Source organism: Faecalimonas nexilis (assembly GCF_059731825.1).
In genome coordinates this window covers 3,443,160-3,470,096 of the sequence record NZ_AP029189.1, presented here as the reverse complement: position 1 = coordinate 3,470,096, position 26,937 = coordinate 3,443,160, and the positions used below count along the sequence as shown (strand labels likewise).

At 38.3% G+C, this 26,937-nt stretch carries 28 protein-coding genes and 2 pseudogenes; 19 read left to right on the top strand and 11 right to left on the bottom strand.

Annotated elements, in window-relative coordinates:
• Positions 1–2: 2 nt before the first annotated feature.
• Positions 3–266 carry a 30S ribosomal protein S18 gene (gene rpsR, locus AC6I5B_RS17190; RefSeq protein WP_004612982.1) on the top strand — a complete coding sequence of 88 codons (264 nt, stop codon included), beginning with the start codon at positions 3–5 and terminating at the stop codon, positions 264–266.
• A gap of 55 nt (positions 267–321) precedes the next feature.
• Here the strand turns inward: rpsR and AC6I5B_RS17185 are convergent, their stop codons facing one another.
• Both AC6I5B_RS17185 and AC6I5B_RS17180 read right to left on the bottom strand, forming a co-directional pair.
• Positions 322–885 carry a chromate transporter gene (locus AC6I5B_RS17185; protein WP_004612981.1) on the bottom strand — a complete coding sequence of 188 codons (564 nt, stop codon included), beginning with the start codon at positions 883–885 and terminating at the stop codon, positions 322–324.
• The gene (locus AC6I5B_RS17180) at positions 882–1,460 is read right to left on the bottom strand and encodes a chromate transporter (protein ID WP_004612980.1); all 579 of its coding nucleotides are present in this window, start codon (positions 1,458–1,460) and stop codon (positions 882–884) included. The genes AC6I5B_RS17185 and AC6I5B_RS17180 overlap by 4 nt, the downstream gene beginning before the upstream one ends.
• A gap of 104 nt (positions 1,461–1,564) precedes the next feature.
• Between AC6I5B_RS17180 and AC6I5B_RS17175 the strand changes: the two genes are divergently transcribed.
• Both AC6I5B_RS17175 and AC6I5B_RS17170 read left to right on the top strand, forming a co-directional pair.
• A complete protein-coding gene (locus AC6I5B_RS17175) occupies positions 1,565–2,470 on the top strand; it encodes a LysR family transcriptional regulator (protein WP_004612979.1) in 906 nt (301 codons plus the stop codon).
• A complete protein-coding gene (locus AC6I5B_RS17170; protein ID WP_004612978.1) occupies positions 2,467–3,552 on the top strand; it encodes a radical SAM/SPASM domain-containing protein in 1,086 nt (361 codons plus the stop codon). Before AC6I5B_RS17175 ends, AC6I5B_RS17170 begins: the two co-directional genes overlap by 4 nt.
• A gap of 22 nt (positions 3,553–3,574) precedes the next feature.
• Here AC6I5B_RS17170 and AC6I5B_RS17165 read toward each other — a convergent pair whose 3' ends face one another.
• On the bottom strand, positions 3,575–4,498 hold the full coding sequence (locus AC6I5B_RS17165; protein WP_497773493.1) for an AraC family transcriptional regulator: 924 nt from the start codon (positions 4,496–4,498) through the stop codon (positions 3,575–3,577).
• 260 nt (positions 4,499–4,758) lie between these two features.
• Here AC6I5B_RS17165 and gnpA point away from each other — a divergent pair, with 260 nt between their 5' ends.
• Entirely contained in the window at positions 4,759–6,921 is a 2,163-nt protein-coding gene (gene gnpA, locus AC6I5B_RS17160) for a 1,3-beta-galactosyl-N-acetylhexosamine phosphorylase (protein ID WP_004612976.1), read from the top strand.
• Positions 6,922–6,990: 69 nt separating this feature from the next.
• Here gnpA and AC6I5B_RS17155 read toward each other — a convergent pair whose 3' ends face one another.
• Both AC6I5B_RS17155 and AC6I5B_RS17150 read right to left on the bottom strand, forming a co-directional pair.
• Positions 6,991–7,653 (bottom strand): helix-turn-helix transcriptional regulator, encoded by a 663-nt coding sequence (locus AC6I5B_RS17155; protein WP_117787399.1) that lies wholly within the window; start codon positions 7,651–7,653, stop codon positions 6,991–6,993.
• On the bottom strand, positions 7,650–7,868 hold the full coding sequence (locus AC6I5B_RS17150) for a hypothetical protein (protein ID WP_004612974.1): 219 nt from the start codon (positions 7,866–7,868) through the stop codon (positions 7,650–7,652). Before AC6I5B_RS17150 ends, AC6I5B_RS17155 begins: the two co-directional genes overlap by 4 nt.
• Positions 7,869–8,143: 275 nt before the next feature.
• Between AC6I5B_RS17150 and AC6I5B_RS17145 the strand changes: the two genes are divergently transcribed.
• The 6 genes and pseudogenes from AC6I5B_RS17145 (at position 8,144) to AC6I5B_RS17120 (ending at position 13,484) form a co-directional block, all read left to right on the top strand.
• Positions 8,144–8,902 (top strand): transposase family protein, encoded by a 759-nt coding sequence (locus tag AC6I5B_RS17145; RefSeq protein WP_497773492.1) that lies wholly within the window; start codon positions 8,144–8,146, stop codon positions 8,900–8,902.
• Positions 8,903–8,940: 38 nt separating this feature from the next.
• Complete coding sequence (locus tag AC6I5B_RS17140) at positions 8,941–9,162, top strand: hypothetical protein (protein ID WP_497773491.1); 222 nt, start codon at positions 8,941–8,943, stop codon at positions 9,160–9,162.
• Between the two features lie 43 nt (positions 9,163–9,205).
• Positions 9,206–10,621: pseudogene (locus AC6I5B_RS17135) on the top strand (glycoside hydrolase family 101 beta sandwich domain-containing protein); the annotation flags it as partial.
• Positions 10,622–10,710: 89 nt separating this feature from the next.
• Positions 10,711–11,301, top strand: coding sequence for a transposase (locus tag AC6I5B_RS17130; RefSeq protein WP_235837111.1), 591 nt, complete (start codon positions 10,711–10,713; stop codon positions 11,299–11,301).
• Positions 11,302–11,529: 228 nt separating this feature from the next.
• Positions 11,530–12,267 carry a transposase gene (locus AC6I5B_RS17125; RefSeq protein WP_497773490.1) on the top strand — a complete coding sequence of 246 codons (738 nt, stop codon included), beginning with the start codon at positions 11,530–11,532 and terminating at the stop codon, positions 12,265–12,267.
• Between the two features lie 17 nt (positions 12,268–12,284).
• Positions 12,285–13,484 (top strand): hypothetical protein, encoded by a 1,200-nt coding sequence (locus AC6I5B_RS17120; RefSeq protein WP_497773489.1) that lies wholly within the window; start codon positions 12,285–12,287, stop codon positions 13,482–13,484.
• Positions 13,485–13,685: 201 nt separating this feature from the next.
• On the opposite strand, the gene AC6I5B_RS17115 is transcribed toward AC6I5B_RS17120, so the two are convergent.
• Positions 13,686–15,302 (bottom strand): IS66-like element ISRgn2 family transposase, encoded by a 1,617-nt coding sequence (locus tag AC6I5B_RS17115; protein ID WP_119636217.1) that lies wholly within the window; start codon positions 15,300–15,302, stop codon positions 13,686–13,688.
• A gap of 151 nt (positions 15,303–15,453) precedes the next feature.
• Positions 15,454–15,603: an IS66 family insertion sequence element accessory protein TnpB gene (gene tnpB, locus AC6I5B_RS17110; protein WP_073962808.1), complete on the bottom strand. Its 150-nt coding sequence runs from the start codon at positions 15,601–15,603 to the stop codon at positions 15,454–15,456.
• Between the two features lie 149 nt (positions 15,604–15,752).
• Here tnpB (AC6I5B_RS17110) and AC6I5B_RS17105 point away from each other — a divergent pair, with 149 nt between their 5' ends.
• The 3 genes from AC6I5B_RS17105 to AC6I5B_RS17095 are packed head-to-tail and all read left to right on the top strand — an operon-like array spanning position 15,753 to position 18,987.
• Positions 15,753–16,976: a tyrosine-type recombinase/integrase gene (locus tag AC6I5B_RS17105; protein WP_022250142.1), complete on the top strand. Its 1,224-nt coding sequence runs from the start codon at positions 15,753–15,755 to the stop codon at positions 16,974–16,976.
• On the top strand, positions 16,973–17,953 hold the full coding sequence (locus tag AC6I5B_RS17100) for a tyrosine-type recombinase/integrase (protein ID WP_117989137.1): 981 nt from the start codon (positions 16,973–16,975) through the stop codon (positions 17,951–17,953). The genes AC6I5B_RS17105 and AC6I5B_RS17100 overlap by 4 nt, the downstream gene beginning before the upstream one ends.
• Positions 17,950–18,987: a tyrosine-type recombinase/integrase gene (locus tag AC6I5B_RS17095; RefSeq protein WP_118262634.1), complete on the top strand. Its 1,038-nt coding sequence runs from the start codon at positions 17,950–17,952 to the stop codon at positions 18,985–18,987. The genes AC6I5B_RS17100 and AC6I5B_RS17095 overlap by 4 nt, the downstream gene beginning before the upstream one ends.
• A gap of 79 nt (positions 18,988–19,066) precedes the next feature.
• On the opposite strand, the gene tnpB (AC6I5B_RS17090) is transcribed toward AC6I5B_RS17095, so the two are convergent.
• Both tnpB (AC6I5B_RS17090) and tnpA read right to left on the bottom strand, forming a co-directional pair.
• Entirely contained in the window at positions 19,067–19,279 is a 213-nt protein-coding gene (tnpB, locus tag AC6I5B_RS17090; RefSeq protein ID WP_497773347.1) for an IS66 family insertion sequence element accessory protein TnpB, read from the bottom strand.
• On the bottom strand, positions 19,273–19,686 hold the full coding sequence (tnpA, locus tag AC6I5B_RS17085) for an IS66 family insertion sequence element accessory protein TnpA (protein ID WP_172590409.1): 414 nt from the start codon (positions 19,684–19,686) through the stop codon (positions 19,273–19,275). The genes tnpB (AC6I5B_RS17090) and tnpA overlap by 7 nt, the downstream gene beginning before the upstream one ends.
• A gap of 386 nt (positions 19,687–20,072) precedes the next feature.
• On the opposite strand from tnpA, the pseudogene AC6I5B_RS17080 reads away from it, so the two are divergent.
• Positions 20,073–20,368 (top strand): annotated as a pseudogene (locus AC6I5B_RS17080) (tetrahydrofolate dehydrogenase/cyclohydrolase catalytic domain-containing protein).
• Between the two features lie 176 nt (positions 20,369–20,544).
• On the top strand, positions 20,545–20,820 hold the full coding sequence (locus AC6I5B_RS17075; RefSeq protein ID WP_004612971.1) for a Rossmann-fold NAD(P)-binding domain-containing protein: 276 nt from the start codon (positions 20,545–20,547) through the stop codon (positions 20,818–20,820).
• Positions 20,821–20,914: 94 nt separating this feature from the next.
• On the opposite strand, the gene AC6I5B_RS17070 is transcribed toward AC6I5B_RS17075, so the two are convergent.
• The gene (locus AC6I5B_RS17070; protein WP_022250986.1) at positions 20,915–22,369 is read right to left on the bottom strand and encodes an arylsulfatase; all 1,455 of its coding nucleotides are present in this window, start codon (positions 22,367–22,369) and stop codon (positions 20,915–20,917) included.
• Between the two features lie 224 nt (positions 22,370–22,593).
• On the opposite strand from AC6I5B_RS17070, the gene AC6I5B_RS17065 reads away from it, so the two are divergent.
• The 4 genes from AC6I5B_RS17065 (at position 22,594) to AC6I5B_RS17050 (ending at position 26,004) form a co-directional block, all read left to right on the top strand.
• Positions 22,594–23,958 carry a carbohydrate ABC transporter substrate-binding protein gene (locus AC6I5B_RS17065; protein WP_004612969.1) on the top strand — a complete coding sequence of 455 codons (1,365 nt, stop codon included), beginning with the start codon at positions 22,594–22,596 and terminating at the stop codon, positions 23,956–23,958.
• A 91-nt stretch (positions 23,959–24,049) separates the two neighbouring features.
• Positions 24,050–24,940 carry a carbohydrate ABC transporter permease gene (locus tag AC6I5B_RS17060; RefSeq protein WP_004612968.1) on the top strand — a complete coding sequence of 297 codons (891 nt, stop codon included), beginning with the start codon at positions 24,050–24,052 and terminating at the stop codon, positions 24,938–24,940.
• Positions 24,941–24,957: 17 nt separating this feature from the next.
• Positions 24,958–25,824, top strand: a complete 867-nt coding sequence (locus AC6I5B_RS17055; RefSeq protein WP_004612967.1) for a carbohydrate ABC transporter permease — start codon at positions 24,958–24,960, stop codon at positions 25,822–25,824.
• A 12-nt stretch (positions 25,825–25,836) separates the two neighbouring features.
• Positions 25,837–26,004, top strand: a complete 168-nt coding sequence (locus AC6I5B_RS17050) for a DUF6903 family protein (protein WP_004612966.1) — start codon at positions 25,837–25,839, stop codon at positions 26,002–26,004.
• A gap of 24 nt (positions 26,005–26,028) precedes the next feature.
• On the opposite strand, the gene AC6I5B_RS17045 is transcribed toward AC6I5B_RS17050, so the two are convergent.
• On the bottom strand, positions 26,029–26,883 hold the full coding sequence (locus AC6I5B_RS17045) for an AraC family transcriptional regulator (protein WP_004612965.1): 855 nt from the start codon (positions 26,881–26,883) through the stop codon (positions 26,029–26,031).
• Positions 26,884–26,937: the final 54 nt, after the last annotated feature.

Here is a 26,937-nt window from a genome sequence, read left to right as displayed (position 1 = left end):
CAATGGCTTACGATAAAGGTAATAAAGCAGATTCTCCAATGAAGAGAAGAGGCGGACGCAGAAGAAAAAAAGTTTGTGTATTCTGTGGAAAAGAAAATAACGAAATCGATTACAAAGATGTGGCTAAATTAAGAAAATATGTTTCTGAAAGAGGAAAAATTCTTCCAAGAAGAATCACAGGAAACTGTGCAAAACATCAGAGAGCTCTTACAGTAGCTATCAAGAGAGCAAGACATATCGCTTTAATGCCATACGTACAAGAGTAATTTTATAAGAATGTAAAAAGAGTGAAGTCAGTTTTGACTTCGCTCTTTTTTGTGGTTAAAAAATTGTTTGATAAAGCAGTTCTAAAATACCGCAGCCGACCATGATGAGAATCGGGCTGAGCTTTGTTTTGCGAAGGCAGAGGAGAGCACCGGCAAAGAAAATAATGCCTCGGATATTAAAGTTAGACAAAGCGGGTGCGAACTTTCCGGAAAGAAAGAATACCGAGCTTAGGATTCCGAGTCCTGCCACAGCAATCATAGAGACGACAACCGGGCGGAGTGTGCCGAGAATATCCTGCATGATTTTTACATTGCGGTATTGGATATAAATTTTTGCAAGTAGAGTAACGATGATGCAGGATGGCAGAATACATCCGAGTGTTGCGATGAGTGCCCCGGAAAGTCCGGCGACCTGTGTGCCGACGAAGGTTGCGGAGTTTATGGCGATCGGTCCGGGCGTCATCTCGGCAATCGTCACAAGATCGCCAAATTCTGTCATGCTGAGCCAGTGATATTTTTCAACAACTTGCGCCTGAATGAGAGGCATTGCGGCATAACCGCCGCCAAAACTAAATGCTCCGATCTGCAGATAGCTTAAGAATAATTGTAAATAGATCATTTGTGACTTCTCCTCCGTTCTGTGATAATGGCTTTTGCTGCTGCCAATATAATGCATATTAAAATAATAAGAACAATATTGATTTTTAAGTAATAGTTTGCAATGAATGCGCAAAGCATGATGAGAATCGGAGCAATTTTTTTCTGTTTTACGATTCCGGATCCCATGTCCCACACGACGGATACGATTACGGCACCGACGCCGGAGCGCATTCCGCTCAAGAGAGCTTGAACAGCCTCATTTTCCTGAAATAAAGTGTAAAATCCAGAAATGATTGAGATAATGAAAAATGGTGGGATAATTGCGCCGAGAATTGAAAAAAATACACCTGGAATTCTGCACAATTTATAGCCTACGACAATGGCACCATTGACGGCTACAGCTCCTGGGGAAGATTGTGCAATTGCAATCAAATCCAGCATTTCAGTCTCGTCAATCCAATGAAGCTCATCTACAAATTTTGTTTTCATCAATGAGACGATGACGTATCCTCCTCCAAAAGTAAATGTGCTGAGATATAATGTGGAAAAAAATAATTTTTTCAAAAGTTGTTTTTTACTTATGCTTTGTTCCATAGATTAAAACCTCCTATACAAGTAGTATAGTTGGTGTTATCATATAATGCAAATAGTATTATTTTATATTATCTATAATGAAATGCTTATAAGAGGAGGTATTTATGACAATCAGACATCTCAGGACCTTTGTGATTGTTTTTCAAAAAGAAAGCATTACAAAAGCTTCTGAAATTTTACATGTATCTCAGCCGTCTGTGAGTTTAGCAATTCAAGAGCTGGAAAATTACTATCACATAAGGCTGTTTGACCGAATTGGAAAACGTCTTTCTATTACAGAGCAAGGAAAATGGCTTTACGATTACGCGCTTCATATTGTATCTATGTTTGATGAGATGGAGACGGAGGTTAAGACATGGAATAATAAAGGAACATTGAGAATTGGTTCAAGTATTACAATTGGAAATTTTATATTGCCTCAGTTAATTGAGGAGTTTCAGAAAAGATATCGGGAGGTGGAGATCAAAGTATCTGTATGCAACACGAAGACAATAGAACAGTATATACTGAATAATGAAGTGGATTTGGCATTGATAGAGGGAAAAACAGAATATGAGCAAATTCAGATGGAGCATTTGATGGAAGATCCTTTGTGCTTGATTTGTGCAGCGAATAGTGAACTTGTAAAGCAAGAAAAGATTTCCTTGATAGATTTGGAAAGGTATCCGATGATTTTAAGGGAACGGGGGAGCGCTGTGCGGGAAATGATAGAGGAAAGCTTGGGATATCATCAGATTCATCACAGAGTGATTTGGGAGAGTGTCAGTACGCAGGCAATCATTCGAGCTGTGGCAAAAAAATTGGGGATATCCATTTTGCCATATCTTTTGGTAAGGGATGAGCTTGCAAGGGGATTGGTCAAGCAGCTGCAAGTGGAAGAATTTCATTTGTCTCGGCAATTTTCGATTGCGTATCATAAGAAAAAGTATCTCACGCCTGCAGCGAAAGGATTTATGGAATTGTGTAAAGAAAAAATACCAATGGTATTCTGTGAGGAGGAAAGGGTATGAAGTTTTTGTCAGTGTTGATCAAACCAGCATCTTCACTTTGTAATCTGAGATGTCGTTATTGTTTTTATGAAGATGTGAGCAGGCAGAGGGAGCAGATGTCTTATGGAGTGATGACGAAAGGGGTGATGAAGCATTTAATTGACAGAATATTTGAAGCGGTGGATGAGGATGGGACAGTAGTGTTCGCTTTTCAAGGAGGGGAGCCAACGCTAGCAGGGCTTTCGTATTATCGAGAGTTTGTCGTATATGTCGATAGTAAGAAAAAGAACAGGACAATCTGTTACGTTCTTCAGACAAACGGAACATTACTAGATGACGAGTGGGGAGTTTTCTTTCGGGAAAATCAATTTTTAGTTGGAGTTTCTCTTGATGGATATGAGTCTAATACGAATGAATTCAGAATAGATAGTGAAGGTAGCGGAATATACAGGAATATTATGAATGGAATTGATGTTTTGAGACGATATGGGGTAGAATTCAATATTTTAGCAGTGATCACACAGAAATTATCCAAGCATGCAAAGGCGTTTTATTCATTTTTAAAAAATCAAGGTTTTTCCTATGTGCAATGTATACCGTGTCTTGGAGAATTGCATTGTAAGACAGAGTATCAATTGAGACCGGACGGATATGCAAAATTTTATAAGACACTGTATGATTTATGGCTAGAAGATTATAGAAAAGGAGAATATAGAAGTATTTCGCTTTTTGATAATATTTTGTTAATGCTGACTGACCGTGTGCCAAACCAGTGTGGGATGTTGGGGAGTTGTAATATGCAGTTTGTTGTAGAGGCAGATGGAAGCGTGTATCCGTGTGATTTTTATGTTTTGGATGAATACTGTTGCGGCAATGTTGTGGAGCACAGTGTAGAAGAAATAGGAAATTCCGATGGATGGAAACGGTTTTGGGAGAAAAAAAATAAGACAGAAAGAAGTTGCGAAGACTGTCCGTTCTGGAAAATATGCCGAGGTGGGTGTAAACGCCAACAGGGGAGTTATTTGTGGGAAGATGGGTGTGCCTATCGAGAATTTTTGGAGTATGCATATCCGACATTGCAGATTATTGCACGAGAAATATAAAAAAACGGGTTTTGCCCGTTTTTTATATTTTTTCCTCAAAAGCCCCTTCTGCCATAGCTTTGATAGAGGAAGCATATTCGGAAGGAGTCATATCTGTAATTTTTTTGAATTGTCTTGAAAAATAATGTATAGATGCATACCCCAGCTGTTCGGAAATTTGCGTAAAATTCATATGCCCCGTTCGAATCATCTCCTTTGCGGACTCAATCTTCATGTTGGAGAAATATTCGATAATACCAAAACCGGTCTTTTGCTGGAATAATTTTTGAAGCTGTGAGCGTCCAATCATATTATCCTTGCAAATCTGCTCAATCGTAATCCGCGAATTCAAGTGTGTCTCCATATAATGAATAATTCGGTTCAACACTTCCGTATCACTTTTCATCTTAGTTACTTTTAAAGCTGGAACTGTGCTGTTAGAGTGCACTGCAGATGTCTGGTTGTATCTTCTCATTAAGTGAATCAGGAAATATTCTAAATGGATCTTAATCAGTTGCTCGGCATCCGGTGTGGCAGAAGCTGAGCGAATCATCTCAGTCTGATAAGGATCGTCAAGCCGTCCTTTGAACACTGTTTTTGCTTCGGCGATAATGTCAGCTAAAATAGTTCTTTCTAATTCGTCGATTTTTAAAACCTTTTCTTTGAAAAAGGACATTGCCGGATTCGTGCAGCGAAAAGAAATCACAACCAGATTCGGCGCGGATGTACCTGTTGCATCTACGGTGTGAAATTCGTTTGGCTTATGAAAGGCAACCTGCCCTTTTTTTAAGATGATATCTGAATCACCCATCCGAATCTTTACGTCACCTTTGTCTACACATATAAATTCCCAAAAATCATGTGACTCTCCTGGAAAAGAAAAGTCACTCATATATTCAAAATAGTGTATCGTAAAAATCTTATCGACAGTAATGCAGTCTTTTAAATCAATACTTTTATAATTCATGTCTTATTCCACCTTGTCTCTCATCAAGTCTAGTATCTGATATGACAAGTATAATCGGATTTTTTGGAAAAATCAACTTATGATATGTGAGATTTCTGTAAAAATAGAGCATGTTTTACAAAAAATGACAGGTGAATTATTAAAAATTTGCTATAAAAACAATATTAATAAAAAAACCAGCAACAATTGAGTAGATTTATAGAAAAAACTAAATTATACTGTCTGTATAAATTGAGGTGTACGAAGAAAGGAGTTTCGTTATGAGCGAAAAGTTAAGAGGAAGAGTTACAATTCCTACAGATGTGGACGTAGTTCCTGAGACATTGGAACTGGTAAAACGTTGGGGAGCAGATGCGATCCGTGACTGTGATGGAACAGACTATCCGGCAGAATTAAGAGATGTGGATGCGAAAGTGTATTCTACATATTACACAACAAGAAAAGATAATGCATGGGCAAAGGCGAATCCAGATGAGATTCAGCAGATGTACATTATGACATCTTTCCATACAGCTGTGGAAGCTGAGTTATCTATCCACTTGATGGATCACTTATATCCAGATATGTTGAAAGTAAATTCTTACGATGATATCAGAAGATGGTGGGAAGTCATTGACCGTACAACAGGTGAAGTTGTTCCGGTAGAAGAGTGGGATTACAGTGAGGAGACAGGAGATGTCACAATTCACAACGCAAAGAAATTCCATGATTATACAGTAAGTTTTCTTGCATACATTATGTGGGATCCGGTACATATGTACAATGCAGTAATCAATGACTGGCAGGGTGTGGAAAAACAGATCACATTCGACGTTCGTCAGCCAAAGACAAAAGAATTTACAATGAAGCGTCTTCGCAAATACATCGAAGACAATCCGCATATTGATGTTATTCGTTATACAACATTTTTCCATCAGTTCACATTGATTTTCGATGAACTTGCAAGAGAAAAATATGTAGACTGGTACGGATATTCAGCATCAGTAAGTCCATATATTTTGGAACAGTTTGAACAGGAAGTTGGATATAAATTCAGACCTGAATACATTATCGATCAAGGTTACATGAACAACCAGTATCGTATTCCATCAAAAGAGTTCAAAGACTTCCAGGCATTCCAAAGAAGAGAAGTTGCAAAACTTGCAAAAGAGATGGTAGACATCACACATGAGATGGGTAAAGAAGCAATGATGTTCCTTGGCGATCACTGGATCGGTATGGAACCATTCATGGATGAATTCAAATCCGTTGGTTTGGATGCTGTAGTAGGAAGTGTTGGTAATGGTTCTACACTTCGTCTGATCAGTGATATTCCAAACGTAAAATATACAGAAGGACGTTTCCTTCCATACTTCTTCCCGGATACATTCCACGAAGGCGGAGATCCGGTAAAAGAAGCAAAAGTAAACTGGGTAACAGCAAGACGTGCGATTCTTAGAAAACCAATCGACAGAATCGGATATGGCGGATATTTGAAACTTGCTTTAGACTTCCCTGAGTTTATTGACTATGTGGAAAGTGTGTGTGATGAATTCCGTACATTATACGAAAACATTAAAGGAACAACTCCATACTGCGTGAAGACAGTTGCAGTGTTGAACAGCTGGGGCAAGATGAGAGCATGGGGCAACCACATGGTTCACCACGCTTTATATCAAAAACAGAACTATTCTTATGCAGGAATCGTAGAGGCGCTTTCCGGAGCACCATTTGATGTACGTTTCATCAGCTTTGATGATATCAAAAATGATCCGAAGGTGTTAAATGATATTGACGTTATCATCAACGTAGGTGGCGCATACACAGCACACAGCGGTGGTTCTGCATGGGCAGACGAGACAATCGTAACAGCAGTGAAAGAATTTATCTACAACGGTGGTGGATTTATCGGTGTTGGTGAGCCGACAGCTTACCAGTGGGAAGGACGTTACTTCCAGCTTGCAAATGCACTTGGTGTAGAAAAAGAAAACGGATTTAACTTAAATACAGATAAATATAACTGGGAAGAACATGATCACTTTATCAAAGAAGACTGCACAAAAGACATTGATTTCGGAGAAGGACAGAAGAATATCTTCGCATTGGACGGAACAACAATCTTAAGACAGATTGATAAAGAAGTTCAGATGGCAGTAAATGATTTTGGTAACGGACGTTGTGTATATATCAGCGGTCTTCCATACAGCTTTGAGAACAGCCGTCTGTTGTATCGTTCTATTCTTTGGTCAGCACATGATGAGGACAATCTTCACAAATGGTTCAGCACAAACTTCAATGTGGAAGTACATGCTTATGTGAAAAATGGAAAATATTGTGTTGTAAACAACACATATGAACCACAGAGCACAACAGTATATAAAGGTGACGGAACAAGCTTTGATTTAGATTTAGATGCAAATGAAATCATTTGGTACGAAATTTAATAGTGGTAAATAAAAACGAGGGAGATACAGGCAAATTGATGCTTGTATCTCCCTTGTTTTTTTGAAGTGCTACTTGATAAAACGCTGATATGCGGAAGGAGACATTTTTACTAACTGTTTGAATTTTTTGGAAAAATGATGTACAGAGGAAAAGCCAAGAAATTCAGAAATTTCCGTGAAATTCATGGGAGTTTCACGAATTAAAGTTTTTGCTTTTTCAATTTTCATTTTTTGAAAAAAGGAGATTACACCTTCATTAGAACATTCGCGAAAAACCCTTTGGATTTTAGAAATATTTGTAAAGTTATCCGCGCTGATCTGTTCTAAAGTCAGCGACTCGCTGATATGCGCTTCTAAGTAATTTACAATCTGCTCAAAGAAGAAGTTGCTGTCGATATTTTGCATAATGAGAGTTTCTCGTATGAGTTCGGAATAACTATTTTCAAAATTTTCCTCACTTTGTCGGAGGATTTCGATTAATAATAATTCGGCATAATTTTTTAGCATTTGTTTGGCACCCAAAGGAGCATTGGGATTTTCGATTAATTCGTTGTAATCGAATATTCTCAAATCGTTTTTATAGGCAAATTTAGCTTCTTTTAATATAACTTTTAAATAGCTTCGGATAATTCCGTTGACAGGAAAAATCTTATTTGTTATTTGATTAAGCAATTTGGAATTACATTCGAACACGACAATGTAAATGTTAGCAGCTTTTCCAATAATTTTCATTTCGTTATCTGCATTGGGGGGAGTAAAATTCCGTTCCCTTGTTCCATTTCGGTCAAAGTATTCTGTAAGTGAATAAAGGCAGTTCCTTTATCAATATATGTAAGAGAAAAACCGAAATAAGGAATGGAAGGTTTTTGGTATCCGGAAGATAATTCTAAATAGTGAATCCTGTAGAATCCTTGTATTTCTAAAAAAGTATCTAAATGATCTAACATAATGCACACCTCAAAACTGTGGAATCTTTATACCTGTACCTGTAATTATACAATAAATTAAGAACTATAAATGAGCAAGTTCGTGATTTTGCATAAAAGAAAGACACCTTGAATTCGATAGTGTTGTATAATGAAAGTGCCAAAACAAACATTTGCAACATTTACGAAAGAAGGTGTCTCTCGCAAATACTATACATCATTCCTCATTCATATACAACCAGTTTAAAAAATTAAACTTATGCAAATTTTATTCGAACCGAGTAGTAAACCATCTTATGAGTATCCTAATCAGTATTTTCATTTCAGGATATCATGGAAAAACCACGGACCTTGCTAAAAACAGTTCCTGTCACAGAACTACGATTGTCCATTTCCTCAATTCCGGAAAATGGGATGATTCCTTACTTTCAGATACGTTAAAATGCTCTGTCATTGAGATTATTTATTCAGAAGCAGCACGCACTGGAAAGCCTGTTCTCTGTATTGTGGACGATACGATCGCTTCAAAGACAAAGCCTTCGTCACGGGCTTTACGTCCGATTGAAGATGCGTATTTTCACCAATCCCATTTAAAGGGAAAACAGGATTACGGGCATCAGGCAGTTGCTGTTATGCTTTCCTGCAATGGCATTGTTCTGAACTATGCTTTTGTAATGTATAATAAGTCAATTTCCAAGATTGACATTGTACAAAGCATTGCAAAGGAGCTGCCTGTTCCACCGGTAATGTCCTATTTTCTTTGTGACTGCTGGTATGTTTCTGAAAAGATAATCAATACCTTTGCACAGAGAGGGTTCCATACCACCGGTGCTTTGAAAACAAACCGTTTGCTGTATCCATCGGGAATCAAAAGGTACTGGCTGCTTATGTCACTGGCACATTTCATGTGTGCAGTAGGTACTGGTAGATTCTGCTCGTTTGAAATTGGATATCACGAAATCTGTGATACCATTCAGCTGGAAAAGTATCGTTATCTTTTTCAATGCGCAAAGGAAAGTAATGATTTTGATTCATTTATGAAATTCGCAGTGTAGTTTTGTGCAATTTTTCAAATTTGCTCATTTATAGATATATGAATGAAAATGGAGCAAGTGTTGGAACGGAAGCGTTGGGTGATTTTAATCAGTTAATTAATTTTGTTCATTGGAATACGGATATGTATTATTCTACTGGCGGCGGACAAAGTGAAGTTCTGAAATTTGTGACACATGGAGTTGGAGACTTGGCTGCACCGGATCGCGCTTTGTTGGGAGCTTTGATGCCGGGGGGTTGCAGACTGGCGAAATGTAAATGATTTCAATGAAGGAGAGAGAGTATTTTATAGAAATAATCTTCCTACAAAATACTTACAGCATTTTGATTTATTAAAATGGGATGTAAATAAAGAAGCAATGTTCTCGGATAATGTGAAAACAAAGGTAGAGGGAGACTACACTTTGGTTTATAAAGATGAGAAGTTGTTGGCAAAAATCAATACAAGCAATTTAAAAGCATACCATGAACAGTCCGGAAATCCGGTTGCACCAAAGAGTGCAGAAATTTTTATTCCGTGGAGTCCGGAAGTGGAAGATAAAATTTATTGCTATAATGATGTAAATGGAACAAGTACATGGAGCGTTCCAAATAGTTGGGAAGATGTAACAACAGCACAGTTATATCAGCTTACAGAAAACGGAAGAAGTTATGTAGGTGAAGTGGCAGTACAAAATGGACAGGTAACATTGCAGCTAGATTTGTCGATACCTTATATTTTGGTAAAAGAGAAAGCAGCACAGGCACATCGCTATAATGCGGATGGCTCTGTAATGAAAAAAGACGGAGCAACTGTAATGCTTCCTACATCGGAAGAACATCCTTGGGGATATGGAAGTGCAATTGAAAACTTTGGTTTCTCAGGAAAAACATTTGATGGTTGGGAAAAGACTGTAACAGAAGGAACAAAAGAGCAAATTACAATTGACACAACTATTACAGGCACAAAAGGAAATGCTCGTGTAATGTTTGCAGAACAAGTAGCAGGCTCGATTTCGCAAAACGTGACAGTGGAATCGGGAAAAACATATTCATTCTCGGCATGGACAATGGCAGAGGGAATACGTTCTCCGAAATTAACTGTGAAAGCAGGAAAAGAAGTTGAGGAAGCAAGTGTTGAGACAACAGCAGGAATTCCGATTAAGGTGAGACCGTCTAAATATAATGGGAAAAACTATCAGAGAGTTAAAGTTGATATTACTATTCCGGAAGGTGTAAAAGAAGCAACAATTAGTTTTTCGGCAGAAGCAGGAGAACAGCCGGTATATGTAGATGATTTCCGCTGCTGGGAATGGCTTACAGCGCCAAAAGCAGAAGAAGAGGAATATTATTACTTCGAAGATTTTGAAAATGTGGATGAAAACTGGGGACCATTTATTTCTCAGGTGGGAGGACAGCCATGGACTCATTTAGCTTACAAGAATCCGGAAGGCGGTCAAATGAAATATTATACATTGGATAATGTAGATGGAACAGAGGATGAGGACAATCTCGTTTCACTGAAAGGTCGCCAGACCGGTACTGGTGTGCTTATGCGTACACTTCCTAGCACGATTGATTTTAAACAAGGAAATAAATATGTGGTGCAAATGGATCATGCAACTTATCATGAGCAATTAGAAGCAGAAAGCGGAAAACATGTAGGATACAATTATCCGTTGGAAAAATCATACTTTAATATTGATGATGTTGGGGTCAAAAGCCCCTCTATAGTACCTTGAAAAGTTCATATATTTTGTAGTAAATACAAGCCTAAATGGTTTACTTGCTGTATAATAGAGATATCTTAGCAGGAAAGAAGGTAATCTCTATGTCATTCAAAGAAAACGCTTACCAGCAAATGTCATTTACAGATAGTTGTTCTGGATTAACTGCCAGAGAACAAAAAGCACTGGAAAAATCCTGGGCAAAAGTCTTTGCCGATGAAATATTTCCTGCCATTGATGAAAAGCGTTTTTCTGTCTTATACAGTGATAAGGCATCCAGACCGAATACTCCGGTTAACGTGATTGTTGGTGCACTCATTATTAAAGAGCTTTTTGATTATTCCGATGATGAGATGGTTGAAAATCTTATGTTGGATTTTCGGATTCAGTACGCACTGCACACAACAAGTTTTGAAGAACAGCCTTTGAGTGACAAAACATTGAGCCGTTTCCGTAAACGGTGTTACGATTACGAAACGCTTCACAACAAGGATCTCTACCACGATTGTGTGAAGGAGTTAAGTACTTCTATTGCAAAACTGATGGGGATCAGCGGTAAAGTCAGACGTATGGATTCCATGATGATCGAATCCAACATCCGCAAACTTAGCCGGATGGAGCTGATATACACCTGTATCGCAAAGCTGGCGATGTACGTGAATAAAATCAATGTCTCTGCTCTGCCTGACGATTGAAAACATTATATTGATCCGAATGACTTTAACAAAGTGATCTATCATCAGCGAAGTACTGATACAGATGAGCGCATGAAGCAGTTCTTAACGGATGCAGATAAACTTCTTGCCTTGTGTGAGTCTGCTTACAATGATTGAACAGAGTATGATCTGTTTGTCAGATGTCTATCGGAACAGACTATTGTTGAAAATGAAAGCCGAAGACTTCGCATGAAAGAAGACGGCGGCATGAAATCAACCATGCTACAGAATCCTCCTGACCCTGAAGCAACTTTCAGGAATAAAGCAGGAAAAGAGCATCGAGGATATGCTGCCAATCTTGAAGAATCTGTTGGAACTAATGGTTCTGTTGTAACAGAGTACCAGTATGAGCAAAACAACCATAGTGACAGTCAATTTATCCAGGAGCACCTTGAGCAAATGGATAAACAGAAAGAACGGACTGTTATAGCCACGGATGGGGCATATAGTGGGATAGAAAACACACAACTTGCAGCTGATAAAAATGTAGAACTGATTACCACAAGTCTGACAGGGAAGCCGGCTCCGGATATCCTTGCGGATTTTGAATTCAACGAAGAGGGAACAAAAGTCCTCCGGTGTACTGCAGGTCATGAACCGAAAAGCTGTTCTTATATGAACCAAAGCAATCAGTGTGCCGTTTCCTTTCGGCATGAGCAGTGTGTCAGCTGTCCATATCGGGATCAATGCAAGCCGAAGATCTTTAAGCAGGTTGCAAAAATAGTAACATCCAAAGCAGCACATGAACGCGCGAAAATCCAACGGAACATGAACAGCGAAGAATTCAAAAATTATGCAAGGCTTCGTAATGGGGTGGAAACTGTTCCATCAAATATACGCAGAAATTACCATTTGGAAAAGATACCTCGTATGAATTTTTCAAGGTGCTATAGAAATAGGAGCAAAGTTCTTTATGGTTTTGACCCCAACATCATATTGATGTGAGACATGCAAATGGAGAAGTGATTGAATCTCATCCATTGAAACCAAGTACAATTACAGGCGAAGGATTCAATGCGAGACCGTCAACAGAAGTGTTAGAGTTTGAAGTAGATGCGACAAATGAAACGGGAATTTATCTGACACTGAGCAGAAATGCAGAAGGAAGCAGCGATGCAAGAGCAACATTTGTACTTGATAATATCCGAGTGACGGAGGTTACTACAGAACCAGAACCATCTGTAGATAAATCAAACTTAGAAGCTTTAGTTGCATATGCAGAAAGCCAAAAAGAAAAGGCAGAATATGAAGATGTTGTGGATGTAGTGAAAGAATTGTTTGAAAAAACACTTGCAGAAGCGAAAACAGTATTAGAAGACACAAAAGCAGAGCAGTCAGAGGTGGATGCTGCTTATGATGCACTTCTTGCCAATGTACACTTGTTAGGATTTACAGGAAATACAGAGGACTTGGAACTTGCATTAGAACTAGCAAAGACAACAAATACAGAAGGGAAAACGCCAGAATCTGTACAGGTATTAAATGATGCAATTGCAAAAGCAGAAGAGATTATTGCGTCAGGAAATATACTTCAAGAAGAAATTGACGCTGAAAGAGAAGCATTACTTGCTGCAATAAACGGATTAGAAGACATTGTTTTGGCAGATAAAACAAAATTAAAAGATTTGTTGGAAAATTCTCAAAAATATGCAGATAGAATTGATCAGTATACAGAGGCAACAGCTGATGCCTTTATGGCAGCAAGAGCTGCGGCACAAAAAGTATATGATACTGTTGAAGCAACACAGGATGAGGTAAATGCGGCATATAATTCACTTCGTCAGGCGATTTTTGAACTGAGAGAGATTCCTGATAAGAGTAAGCTGGAGGATTTGATTAACGAGGCGGAAAAGATTGATATTGACAAGTATACAGATGAGACAGCAGAAGCTTTTACTGCAGCACTGGCAAATGCAAAATCAGTATTTGAAAATAAAAATACTTCTGACGCAGAAGTGGAAGCGGCAGAAAAGATGCTTCGTGCAGCAATTGATGGTTTGCAGGAAAAGAAAGTTGATTCGCAAAAACCGAATGCAGGTCAGGAGGAAAATGATAAAACACCAACAACAGGAGATACAACAGGAGTGTCGGTTGTTGTGTGGATGATAACTGCTTTAGTAATTGTTATTGTAATCAATGCGAAAAAAAAGAAAATTAAATAAAATTTATTTTTGAGTAGGTGGCCTCGATATTGACAGTGCGTTAATATCGAGGCTGTTTCATTTTAAAGAGTTTACAGATTTGATTTTTTTGTCTAATAATTGTTCTTGATGTTTATATACTTTGTAAGCGCAAAATATTGCTACGCTGCCCATGAATCACGCTTGCACCAAAATGATAGATGCAAGCGTTTTGCTCTATGTTTAGTTTTGACAGTTTGCTTTCGCAGTCTCGCTCCATGGGGCAAGCTGTTCCAGCTGTTCATCTGACATTTTATCGTCTGGCCGCTGTGATAAGAGGTATGTCAGATATTTGTAGGTATTCAGGTCATTCGCTTTTGCCATCTCAACCATTGTATACACAATAGCACTAGAGGCCGCTCCCTTCGGACTGGCACTGAACAGCCAGTTCCTCCGACCAACAGTGAATGGTCTGATTGCATTCTCGCTAAGATTGTTGGATAAACTGCAATGACCATCTTCCAGATAGGTCATCAGGGTGTCTTTCCGATTTTGGGCATAGTTCACCGCTTTCGCCAAACGGGTTCCCTTGTTTGGACGCTGTTGATCCAGCCAAATCCAGAATGCCTCCAGTATCGGCTTCTCCTTTTCAAGACGGAACTGTTTTCTCTGCTCCGCAGTATGATTTTTTGCTTTTGAGTACCGCTCACAATCAAACAGCTTGGAGCAAAATTGTACTCCCTGCACCGCCGGAAGGCTGTAATCATACTCTTTCCCTTTCGGTATGGCATCTGTGAAATAACGTCTCACATGTGCCCAGCAAGAGCAGCGTTTGATATCCGGCAGATTGTTATAACCCTGGTATCCGTCGGTCTCCAGATATCCACGGAACCCCTGCAGGAAAGATGCTGCATGGAACTTTGCCCTTGTCTCTGTGTAATGATAGAGCAGGATCGGCGGAAGCCCATCTTCTCCACTGCGGAAGAGCCACATCCAGGAATCTGTTTCAGGATTGCGCTCCGGCTCATTCAGTACCTGAACCCGAGTTTCATCTGCCATCAGATATTTACGCATCCGTAACTGACGGTGAAAATAATCATAAACATGGCAGAGGTAATTCTCGGTACAGTAAATGATCCAGTTAGCAAGCGTAGCCCGGCTCAATGGGACACCCAGCTGCTTCCATTCCGATTCCTGCCGGTTTAATGGCAGACCATTCTGGTACTTCTGGTGCATTGCCCATCCTACAACGGATTCCGATGCATAACTTTCCGGGATCAATGGTTCCTGAACAGGCGCTTTGACAAATGTCTGATCATCCGGGTGTTCCTCTGATATGGCACACTCCGGGCATTTATAGGTTTCACGATAGATATTTACTACTTTCCCTTTGGCAGGGGTAAACCGGAATTCATGGCGGACGAATTCTTTCCCAATACATTCCATCTGCGTTCCGCAGGTTGGACAGTTCCGCTCCTCCTCCGGAAGAGAAATGATCTCGTCGCAGGAAGGAACATTTTTAAAGAGATCCGCATGTGTCCGTCGTGCTTTTCGCTTATGTTCCGGAACAGTGATGTCATCAGGAAGTTCCTGTTTCCATGTCGGATCTGCTTCCTGCTCGGCTTCATCAAAAAGATTCAGCTGACCATCGATATCTTTCCGTTTTTCACTGGAAGTACCAAAGAGCTTCTTCGTGAGATATTCAATCTGCTGACGAAGATTTTCTTTTTCCAGACGGTCTGCTTCCAATGTTTTTTGTAAAGACTGGATCAGTTCTGTCTGTGCGGAAATCGTTTTATTCAGTTGGTTGATCATGTCCTTGTACGCAAGGATTTTTGAATCTTTTGAATTACCAGCCATATGTCTTCTGCTCCTTTTTTACTGCTCTTATTATACCATAAAAAGCAATGAAAAGGAAGCAGAAAACCCAGTATTTACAAGGGATTGCAGACATGATACAGGGTGTGGAAAGCTCTCCATTTTTGTTGGCTGGCATAGAGGTTTTACACAATCATTCCGTAGGTTTGAATGCTTTTGGTTGTTCGATTTCAAGACCGGACATGAGCCAGTCGAATTGCTGCCAGGTCAGTTGCTTTACTTCCAACTGATTTCTGGGCCAGCGGAATCTGCCCTGGACTTCCATACGTTTATACAGCAACACTTATTCGAGTTCTTAGATAAGTGTTGTTATTAGAAGAGAATTATTATTCGAGATAATCTCTTGGAAAGTCCAGAAATTAAGACTTTCAGAGAAATCTTCTCGAATAATGATGTATCATTGGACTTACTAATATAAGACGGAGGTGTCCAATGAATAATACCCAAATACCTATTGATGAATTGTATGATCAACTAACTTTAATACTTCAAGAAGAAAAGTATGCAAAAAGCACGATACAACTGTATCAGGAACATGTAAAACGAATCAAAAAATTCATGTTAGCTAATAACATAACTGATTATTCTTCATCAGTTGCAGATCAATACTACAAAAAAGAAGTTGAATCAAGAGATTACAACTATACGACGAAACGTTTTTTCAGGACAGTCATTCGAAGATTAAATAATATCTGTTCTGGTACAGGTTTCGTATATTCCGTTCCACGAAAAGATTTGTCTGTTCCAGAGCAATATCACGCTATTAAGGCGGATTATCTTGAACATTGTCGCAAGATAGGAAATCGTCCAATTACTCTAAAGACTAAAGAACGCTTGTTATATTTATTCCTTACTTATCTGGATGAAAACAATTGTAAAAGTCTTGAATACATAAATAGTTCTGAAATCATTCAGTTTTCAGTGAATCTTAAGAATAAAGAATTCTATCCTGAACTAAGAGATTTTTTAAGATATCTTTTTGCACAAGGATACATTGAAAAAGATTTTTCAACATTAGTTCCTAAATTCAATCGTGGTATACGTATTCCTGAAACTTATGATATCTCTGAAATCATCGAGATCGAAAATGCTGTAGACCGAACTTCTTCTATCGGAAAACGAGATTATGCGATATTGCTTCTCGCTTCGCGATTAGGAATGCGTGCGGGAGATATTGCCTCGCTTAAATTAGATTCTCTTGATTTCAAAAATCAGCGTATCTGCTTTATCCAAAATAAAACGGGAAGTGTTTCAGAACTTTACATGGTGCCAGAAATCAAAACAGCACTGATGGATTATCTGTCAACAGATCGTCCTGCATCCACAAGCGACTATGTATTTTTAAAATCATGTGCCCCTTATTCAGAAATATCGTATTCTGTTGTCTCATTTGCTGTAAAAAAACATATGATTCGCTCTGGTATTAACATTGCAGGTAAAAAACATGGACCTCATAGTCTGAGAGCTTCTCTTGCGTCATCGATGGTAAACGATGGCATATCTTATGAAACCGTAAGAAAAGTACTGGGACATGATAGTCCCAATGCAATCAGGCACTATGCACGTCTTGATATTCAGATGCTTAGGAATTGTGCTCTTGCATGCCCGGCACCTTCAGGAACACTTCACCAATTCCTGAAAGGAGGTCGTATATGAGAACCGTGATTTTTAAAAGTTGTTTTAAAGACGACATGCAGTCATTCATGGAGTATCGTGTTGCGACTTTCGCATGGAATACCTATCGTTTGGATAATTATCGCCTGTCTTCTTTTGACAGATATCTTACAAAAATATCTTATAATGATGAAATTGTACCACAAACAATAATAAATCAGTGGCTTAATGATGTAGGTGTTCCAGAGGCATCTATTAATGGATACATAAAGACTATACGAAACTTTATGAAATATAGAGCCGATATGGGAAAAGTTGTTTATCTTCCGCCCTTCCAGAAAACGAAAGATTTGTATATTCCCTATATATTTAGTGATGAGGAATTGTCGAATATATTTGCTATTGCTGATGCATATCCAATGACAAACAAATTTAGCAGCATTCCGCATATACATATGGAAATGGCGGTTCTCATACGCCTTTTGTATTGTTGTGGACTCAGATTAGGCGAAGCTCTAAATTTGAAGATGGAGCATCTGGATCTAGAAAACGGAGTCATCCGTATTATACATTCAAAAAACAAGAAACAACGATTAGTTCCAATGCATGAAACATTAACAAACATGCTGAAGGATTATTGTAAGGTGATAAAAATCTATGGTATAGATAATCCATTTTTATTCCCAGGACAAAGCGAACATTTATCCCCAATAACTGCTGAACGCCAATTTAAAAAGATTCTTAGGAAAGCTGGTATTATCAAAGGGAATGAAGATCCTCATAAACGTGCTCCATGCCTGCACTGTTTAAGACATTGTTTTATGTTCCATGCTTTTAAACAGCTGGAAACTGCAGGATATCATATCGATATGGCTTCTCCATATCTTTCTGTATATTGTGGTCATGAATCCCTTGTGGAAAGTGAAAAATATATGAAATTCAGCAGTGAACTCTTCGAAGAAGATATGCTCTTGTTTGCTGATTTCACAGAATCTCTGTTTCCGGAGGTTGATTTATGAGAAAGCAGAAGACTCCTTCGATTTTTATGAAATATCTTGAATACTATGTAAATACATATATGCCGGAAGCACGTGGGTTAAGTAAGAACACAATCAACTCTTATAAAACAACATTTACACTTTTAATAAAATATATGTATTCAGTCAAAAACACGAAAGCAGATGAGATTACTTTTGACTGTTTAGATGTAAATACGCTTTCCGATTTTATGTCATGGCTTGAAAATGAACGTAAATGTTCAGTTACAACCAGAAATCAAAGACTTGCCGCACTGTATTCTTTTTCCGAGTATGCACAAAACTATGACTTTGATGCAGCATCAACTTTTAGAAGTGCTGTATTGAGGATTCCATCAAAAAAAGCACCTAAAAAGCGGCGTGTTGGTTTTACCACCGATGAAGTAAAGATCCTTCTGGCACTGCCTGACCAAAAAAGTGAGACTGGTTTAAGAGACATGGTTTTATTAAGCTTTATGTATGCAACAGGCACACGTGCACAGGAAGTGTGTGATCTTACTGTAAAATCTGTCAATTTCAGATCAACTGGTACTACTATTGATATAGTAGGAAAAGGTTCAAAAGCACGTCGCATACGTATTCCTGACCCTTGTGCATCTATGCTTAGAAAATATATTAGACATCGCAGAATAGAAACAGAACCTGACAGACATATATTTTCGAGTCAGACGCATGAGCATATGACAATATCATGCGTGGAAGAAATATACAAAAAATATATAAAACTCGCTAAAGAAAAAACGCCCAATCTTTTCAAAGAAGAACACTATTCACCTCATAGTATGAGACACACGACCGGACAACATATGTTAGAAGCGGGAGTTCCGATTATGGTAATAAAAGCTTTCCTTGGACATGCATCAGTTCAAACGACACAGATTTATACAGAAAGTCCACAGGCAACAGTTGATAAACATATCCGTGAATGGAACGAAATGAATTTTCCGCGTTCGATTTATATTGATGAAGAAGACTTGGAAGAAAGAAATGTTCCTGATTTTTTGAAGAGTCACTAATAGGATATCATTATTCGAGAAGATTTCTTAGAAAGTCTTAATTTCTGGGCTTTCCAAGAGATTATCTCGAATAATAATTCTATTCTAATAACAACACAAATCCGTCAGATTCCCAAAGCAAAGCTTTGATCCTGTCACAACGTTTTCCACAGAAAAGATACAGGGCGCTTCGCCTTGGATCCATATGGAGTTGATTCTCTACAATAGCACACAGCCCGTCAATGGATTTCCGCATATCCGTTCTGCCTGTTACGATATAGATTTCATCGGCGGCTGTGATATCCCCTAACATTCCAACTCCTTCACAATGCGAAGCGTTTGAGCCAGAAGCTGAGGATCTGTTCCATTTGGTATTGTTAGATGCAAACTTCCTACAGACAGCTTCATTGGCTCTGCTACGGAAAGGTTATTTTTTTCCGTAGCTACCGGAATCACATTTAATGGCTGTTCATATGGGAGCGGGTCAGTATCATGAAAATCCACTCTGACAACTTCCTGGCTTTCCGGTGCACGATAGCTGCGTCCGGTTGACGCTGGCAAATCCACACAACCTTTCTGACGCAGCCTTTTTACCCAGTTGTAAAAAGTTCCCGGTTTAATGTCATGTTCCACACACCATTGATGATCTGTCAACCCACTTTGACGGCATTCCATGATGAGACGGTATTGTTCTTCGGTAGGTATTCTTTTGCTTCTCATGAGCACACCTCCATAAATCGGATAGAGTAAAATGCTCGCATCTATCATTTCTAGCAAGAGAAGATGAAGTGAAATGCTTGCATTTTCTATTGATTATTATGGAATGATTTTTAGGGCAACACAATCCGTCGAATTATTTTGCGCTTACTATACTTTTATCATGTTTTGGGGCGAACCGTTTGAATAATAATTTTTATTTCTCATAAATTCAATCTCCTTGATTGTTTACCTAACGTATTATTATACTATTGTATAACTGAAAAGAAAAGGAACAAAGAAAAAATGGTATTTGATATAAAGCAAAAATTTTGAATTTTATTTGACTACTCTGGAGAGAACGATACTGATAAAATATACGAAAGGAAAATACCATGAAAAAATAATTTATAGAAGATATATCAGAAAAAATTAAAGGCAAAATAAAAGGAGATATTGATAAATTGCAAGAAAAAAATCAAAGATTACCTAAACTAGTGGTCATCTTAGTAGGTAATAACCAAGCAAGTAATGCGTATGTTAAAGGAAAAGTAAGGATTGTGAGGAAGTTGGAATACTCAACACTACTTTGAGATATGATTATATTTCAGAGAATGACCTTTTATCTAAAATACGAGAATTAAATACGGATGATACTGTTGATGGAATACTGGTACAGTTACCACTGCCGGAATATATTGATTAAAAACGTGTGCTTGAAACAATTAGTCCGCTAAAAGATAAAAGATGTGGACGGTTTTCATACGCAAAATGTGGGTAAATTATATATCGGAGATAACACGTTTGTTCCTTGTGCGCCGAAAGGAATTATCCGAATTTTAGAAGAAATTGGGTTAGAGAATCCTCAAGGGAAAAAAGCTGTTGTTTTGGGAAGAAGTGAGACAAGCGGATATTGTGGTATCTGCTATGGGGCAAGCAAAGTTAGTGAAAAAAGAATGGTTAAAGCAAGGAACAGTTGTTATTGATGTGGAAATGAACCGAGACAAAAATGGAAAGTTATGTGGAGATGTGGAGTTGAATGATGTAATGGAAAAAGTTTCATATATCACGCCTGTTTCAAAAGGTGATGGATTTGTAACAAGGGCTATGTTATTGGAAAATATCATGCAGGCATATAGTGGCAAAATGAATAAGTAGTCATAGTGGGAATTTATGTGCTGATTCCAACTAATTATTGCTACGTCAAACTGTTTGTTTGGCGTAGCGATAATTGATTTTATAAGAAGCATAATCATTTCAAGATGTGTGAAAGGCTATTTAAAGGAGTGCATCCTGTTTTGAGGGAAGCTCCGTCACTGTAGCCCTCTTCGCGATCTTTCAGTTCCTGAATTAAGACGCTTCTAAGGTATGCAATCCGTTCTTGATATTTGGTATCGTTGATTGCATTATGCTCTTCTCTTGGATCTTTTTCTAGATTAAAATATTGTTCTTCATTTTTTTCACTGTACCATATGTATTTATCTGTTTTAGTTACGATGAACTGAGAAGATAAGCTAGAGTGAAAACTATGTTCGCCGTGGAGAAATTCGCGTTCGTTTTTCTCTTCTCCAAGAATTTCAGGTGCAAGTGAAAAACCATCCACGCTGTCGGGAATTGGAATGCCGGCAAAATCTAAGATTGTAGGCATGATATCCCGTAATTCTGTGAGTGTGTCGCTTCGGAAAGGTGTAATGTTCTGAACATTTTTTCCGACGTGCACAAGTAAAGGAATGTGTGTGCTTCCTTCATAAGGGAGTGCTTTTCGATAGAAGTTATTATCAAAAAGCAATTCTCCGTGGTCTGCCAAAAATAAGACTATAGTATTGTTATAGTCGCCTGTTTCGGCGAGTGCGGTGAGAATGCGCCCAATTTGGTGATCCACATGTGTGATGCATGCATAATATCCGGCCATTGCAAGGCGGCGTGATTCGGAATCATTGCAGCCAAAAATAGAATCTTTTATAAAACCGTACTTTTCGGTGAGGGTAGGGTCTACCCAATCTCCCTGTGCCGGAGCTCGCAGTTCCTTGTCTCTATACAAATCAAAATAGGTTTGTGGCGGATCGAAAGGCTGGTGAGGACGGACAAAAGAAGTCATTAAAAAAAATGGTCTTGTTCTGTCGCGGGTTTGCAAAAAACGGATGCTTTCGTCTGCTGTCCAGTTGGTGGGATGCAATTTTTCGTCATAGATCCAAGGATGCACAATCCAGGAGTTACATTCCGGCCCAGTTGAGGTAATGTCAGCATGTTGTCCGAGCTTGTCTTTTAAGTAATAGAGATAGTCGTCTGTAACCTCTTGATGCTGATGATGCGGAATGTTTTGACTGCGATAATGCCCGAGATATCCATCGTGGAGTTTGAGGCCTTGAAAGCCGCAGTGCTTTCTTGCGGGGTGCACATGCATTTTTCCAATACATTCTGTCTGGTAACCGTTTGAGCTGAATTCCTCTGCCATCATATGTTCGTAATTCCAGTCGATTCCATCCTCATAACCGACGCGACCGTGCCCTTCCTGACTCTTCCCGGTAAACAGTGCCACTCTTGCCGGAATACAACTTGGACAGGATGAGTAGGCATTATCAAAAGAAACGCCCTGTGCAGCCAGACTGTCAAGGTAAGGAGTTTTTACATCTGGGTGTCCGGAGTAAGATAAACAGTCCCCACGGAATTGATCGCACATAAGAAGTAAAATATTAGGTTGTGTCATAAAAGCATAAATCCTTTCTATAAATATAATAAAAATCTTCTTATTTAATATGATAAAAAGTTTTTGTCGGAAAAGCAATCTTTTTGAGTAATTAATCTAAAAATATGGATGGAAAAGCAATATATATAAAATATAGAGCAAAATTCGTATAGAAAAAATGACGGTAGTGGTGTAAGATAAATATCAAGAAATAAACAGAATGAACAATTAAGGAGGAAATTGTTATGAAAATGAAAAAAGTTGTAGCTATGTTACTTTCAGTGGCTATGGTTGCATCTATGGCAGTTGGTTGCGGAAGCAAAGACGATAGTAAAGATGCAAATGAAGATGGAAAAAAAGTATTAAAGTTTGCTGCTTTTGAAGGTGGTAACGGTACTGAAATTTGGGAAAATATTGAAAAGGCTTTTGAAGAATCTCACGAAGATGTAGACGTTCAGTTAGAGTTATCTTCTGAATTGGACAAGGATCTTACAAAAGATTTCCAGAATGGAGATATTCCGGACGTTGTATACTACAACTTAGGACAAAAAAGCGGTTTCACAGAGACGATGTTAAAAGAGCATGCAATCGCAGATATTTCAGATGTGTTTGATGATGAACTGAAATCCAAGTTGGTTGGTGGCATTACAGAAAATGCTGCAGCTCAGCCATATGGTGACGGAAAAGTTTATCTTGCACCGATTATCTATACACCAACAGGATTATGGTACAACAAAGACATGTTTGGTGAAGGAAAATACACACTTCCAACAACATGGGATGAGTTCTTTGCACTTGGTGAACAGGCAAAAGAAGATGGAATTGCATTATTTACATATCCACAACCAGGTTATTTTGATGCAACAATGTATCAGATGTTAGCTCAGGCTGGTGGAATGGAATTCTACAACAAAGCTGTTAACTATGATGCAAACACATGGACATCAGCAGAAGGAAAACAAGTTATTGATACAATTGCTAAATTGGCTTCACCAGAATATTTATGGTCAGATACAGTTGCAAATGCAAATGCTGACGGTGGATTCAAAATTAATCAGCAGGCAGTAATTGATAATAAGGCATTATTTATGCCAAACGGTAACTGGGTGATTGGAGAGATGGCAAACTCTACTCCGGAAGGATTTAACTGGGGAATGATGGCACCGCCGAAATTTACAGCTGATCAGGAGAATTATATCTACACATTTACAGAGCAAATGTGGGTACCGGCTGAAGCTCCTAACATGGAATTAGCAAAAGAATTTATCAAATTCATGTACTCAGATGAAGTAGTAGATCTTATGTTAGCTAACAAAGTTGAGAATAAAGAAACAGGCGAAAAAGTCGCAACACCGATTGTGTCACCAGTTCTTGGGGCATCTGACAAATTGGAGGATGGTGTTGTTAAAGATACATACACATTAGCATCTTCAGAAGGATATAATGCAGTAGCTGGTACTTGGGCAACAACAAAAGCTATCGATGGCTTTGATATGAAAGGGACAGTATACGGAGCAATTGATGCACTTAACACTGGTGACTTAACAGCAGACGCTTATCAACAACAATTGATTGATGCATGGACAAAATGCTTAGAGAATCTTCAATAATTAAGATAAGACTCAAAGTAAATTTTGAATGTTTATTAAAAGCGGTGAGTTCCAATAACTCACCGCTTTTCTAGGAGAAAGAGGAAGATATATGAACAGAAAAAGCGCAGAAAGAAAATTTATTTTTATTTGTCTTGCTCCAGCAGTTATTTTAGTATCTCTGTTTATTTTTATCCCTACAGTCAATGTATTTAGAATGTCATTGTATCGTATGGGAGGTATTACAAATAAACAAACATTTATTGGATTTGAGAACTTTAAGACATTAATGGGAGACAAGAACTTCTTACAGGCGATGCAGAACTCTATTTTGATTATTGTTCTTGTGACAATCTGCACAATTGTGCTTGCAATTTTATTTGCAACATTATTACAGAGAGGAAACTTTAAGGGAAACAACTTTTTTAGAATTATTTTTTACATTCCTAATATTTTAAGTATAGTTGTTATTGCTGGTATTTTTGGAGCGATTTATAATCCGACTACTGGTTTGTTAAACACATTTTTGAGAGCAATCGGGTTAGATGCCTTGGCGAGAAACTGGATGTCCGAATCTAACATTGTAATCTATTCGGTAATTTTTGCGTTGGTATGGCAGGCAATCGGTTATTATATGGTTATGTATATGGCAAGTATGGCTGCAATTCCACCGGATTATTATGAGGCGGCATCGCTTGATGGTGCAACAGAACTTCAGATGTTCTCTAAGATTACATTCCCGTTGATTTGGAGCAATATCCGTACAACACTTACATTCTACATTATCAGTACAATCAACTTGAGTTTCTTGTTTGTTCAGATTATGTCAGATGGTGGACCGAATGGAAAAACAGAAGTATTCTTGAACTATATGTATAAACAGGCATATGGAAATGGTGCATACGGATACGGAATGGCAATCGGTGTAGTAGTATTTATCTTCTCATTTGTATTATCAGGAATTGTGAATAAAATTACTGACCGTGAAGTATATGAATTTTAGGAAGGGAGAGCGAAAAGATGAAGAAAAAACCAGGAAAAATTATATCTAAAATATTAATCTATGTAGCTCTTTTTGCCTTGGCAGTTTCCATTATTGTGCCAGTTGCATGGGTGTTTATGGCGAGTTTGAAAAAAAATGCAGAATTCATTGGTGGAGATGTAAATCCGTGGGCTTTGCCGAAGACGTTTCATTATCAGAACTTTATCACGGCATTCCAAGATGCAAACATGGGAACTTTCTTTTTGAATTCTGTAATTGTAACAGCAATTGCATTGTTACTGCTGTTGGTGCTTGCACTTCCGGCATCTTATGTACTTGCAAGATTTAATTTTAAAGGAAGAAAATTTTTAAACGGTGCATTTATGGCGGGACTTTTTGTAAACATCAACTACATTGTAGTGCCGATTTTCTTGATGTTAAGTTCTGCAAACAGAGCGTTGGGAGTAGAGTTCTTTTTGAATAACCGTTTTATTTTGGCAGTTATCTATGCGACAAGTGCCCTTCCATTTACGATTTATCTGTTGAGTGGGTACTTTAAGACACTTCCAAAAGGATTTGAGGAAGCCGCTTACATCGATGGATGTGGTCACTTTAAGACGATGACAAAGATTATGATTCCAATGGCAAAACCAAGTATTATTACAGTAATCTTGTTTAACTTCCTGTCATTCTGGAATGAATATATCATTGCTTACACATTGATGGATGGTAATGACACTCTTGCTATGGGACTTAAGAACCTGATGGCAGTAGAGAGAACAGCAACAAACTATGGTATCATGTATGCAGGTCTTGTAATCGTTATGTTGCCAACGTTGATTCTGTACATTTGTGTTCAGAAACGTTTGACAGAGGGTATGACTCTCGGTGGATTGAAAGGTTAGGAGGTAGATGAGATGAATAATGCAGTAAGAAACATTATTATGATTATCGTATTTGTTGTCTGCCTGGCTCTGATCATTATTGGACAAAGAAATATCTCAGTCTCAGGTCTTGTGATGGAACTTGTTGGACTTGTTGGGCTGCTGACTCTTTTGTTCGTATACAACCACAGATATAAATAGAGATTATGATAGAAAGACACCGGATTATGATTGTCCGGTGTCTTTTTGTAACTCTTCATTTTGTCGGTAGGCATTTGGCGACATGCCTGTCTCTTTTCGAAAAACCTGGGAAAAATAGGATTGGGAAGAAAAGCCGATGGAAGCTGCAATTTTGGAGATTGGATAATTGGTTGTAGCAAGTAAATGTTTGGCTTCAACAAGTCTTCGGTTAATCAAATAATTGATTGGAGACACTCCCTTATAGTTTTTAAATGCATGAACAAGATAATATTTGTTCAAATAAGTGAGATCACTCAGCGTCTGAAGTGTAATATCTTCCATAAAATGCTCATCAATATATTGTTCGACAAAACGACATTCTTTTGTAATCTTTTTTGTTGGTGTGAATGACAGCTGTTTCTTTGTTCTTCTAACCAATGTTAATACAAGCGCCTCCAATAAATTTTGGCAGACAGTTTCGAAATACTCTCCTTTATTTTGAATCTCCCGAAGAAGTGTCTTTAAGTAAAAAGAGAATTCTTCTTTATATTCATGAAAATTATGCAGACTGTAATCATAGGTGGTGTCAAGATTCCCATCTTTGAATTTCAGGCCGTTGATTCCAAGTGCGATATACTCAAGTGGTCTGCCTTTGCTGCCCAGCTCTGTATGAGAAACATTTGGGTTGATGATGACGAGGTCATCTTCTTTGACCGGAAATTTTTTATCCTCCACAAGAAAATAGCCACTGCCCTGAACGACATAGAATAATTCTGTAAAATGATGCGTATGGGCAATGCTGTGCCAGTCTGTATCATATCGAGCTTGAGTGATATATAGTAAACGGATATTCAGTTTTTCAAGTTCGGTCTCCTCAAGACCATAACGTCGATTGCTCATATAAATCTTCTCCCTTGTATTTTAGGCGTTTTTAATGATATTATATCTTATAGA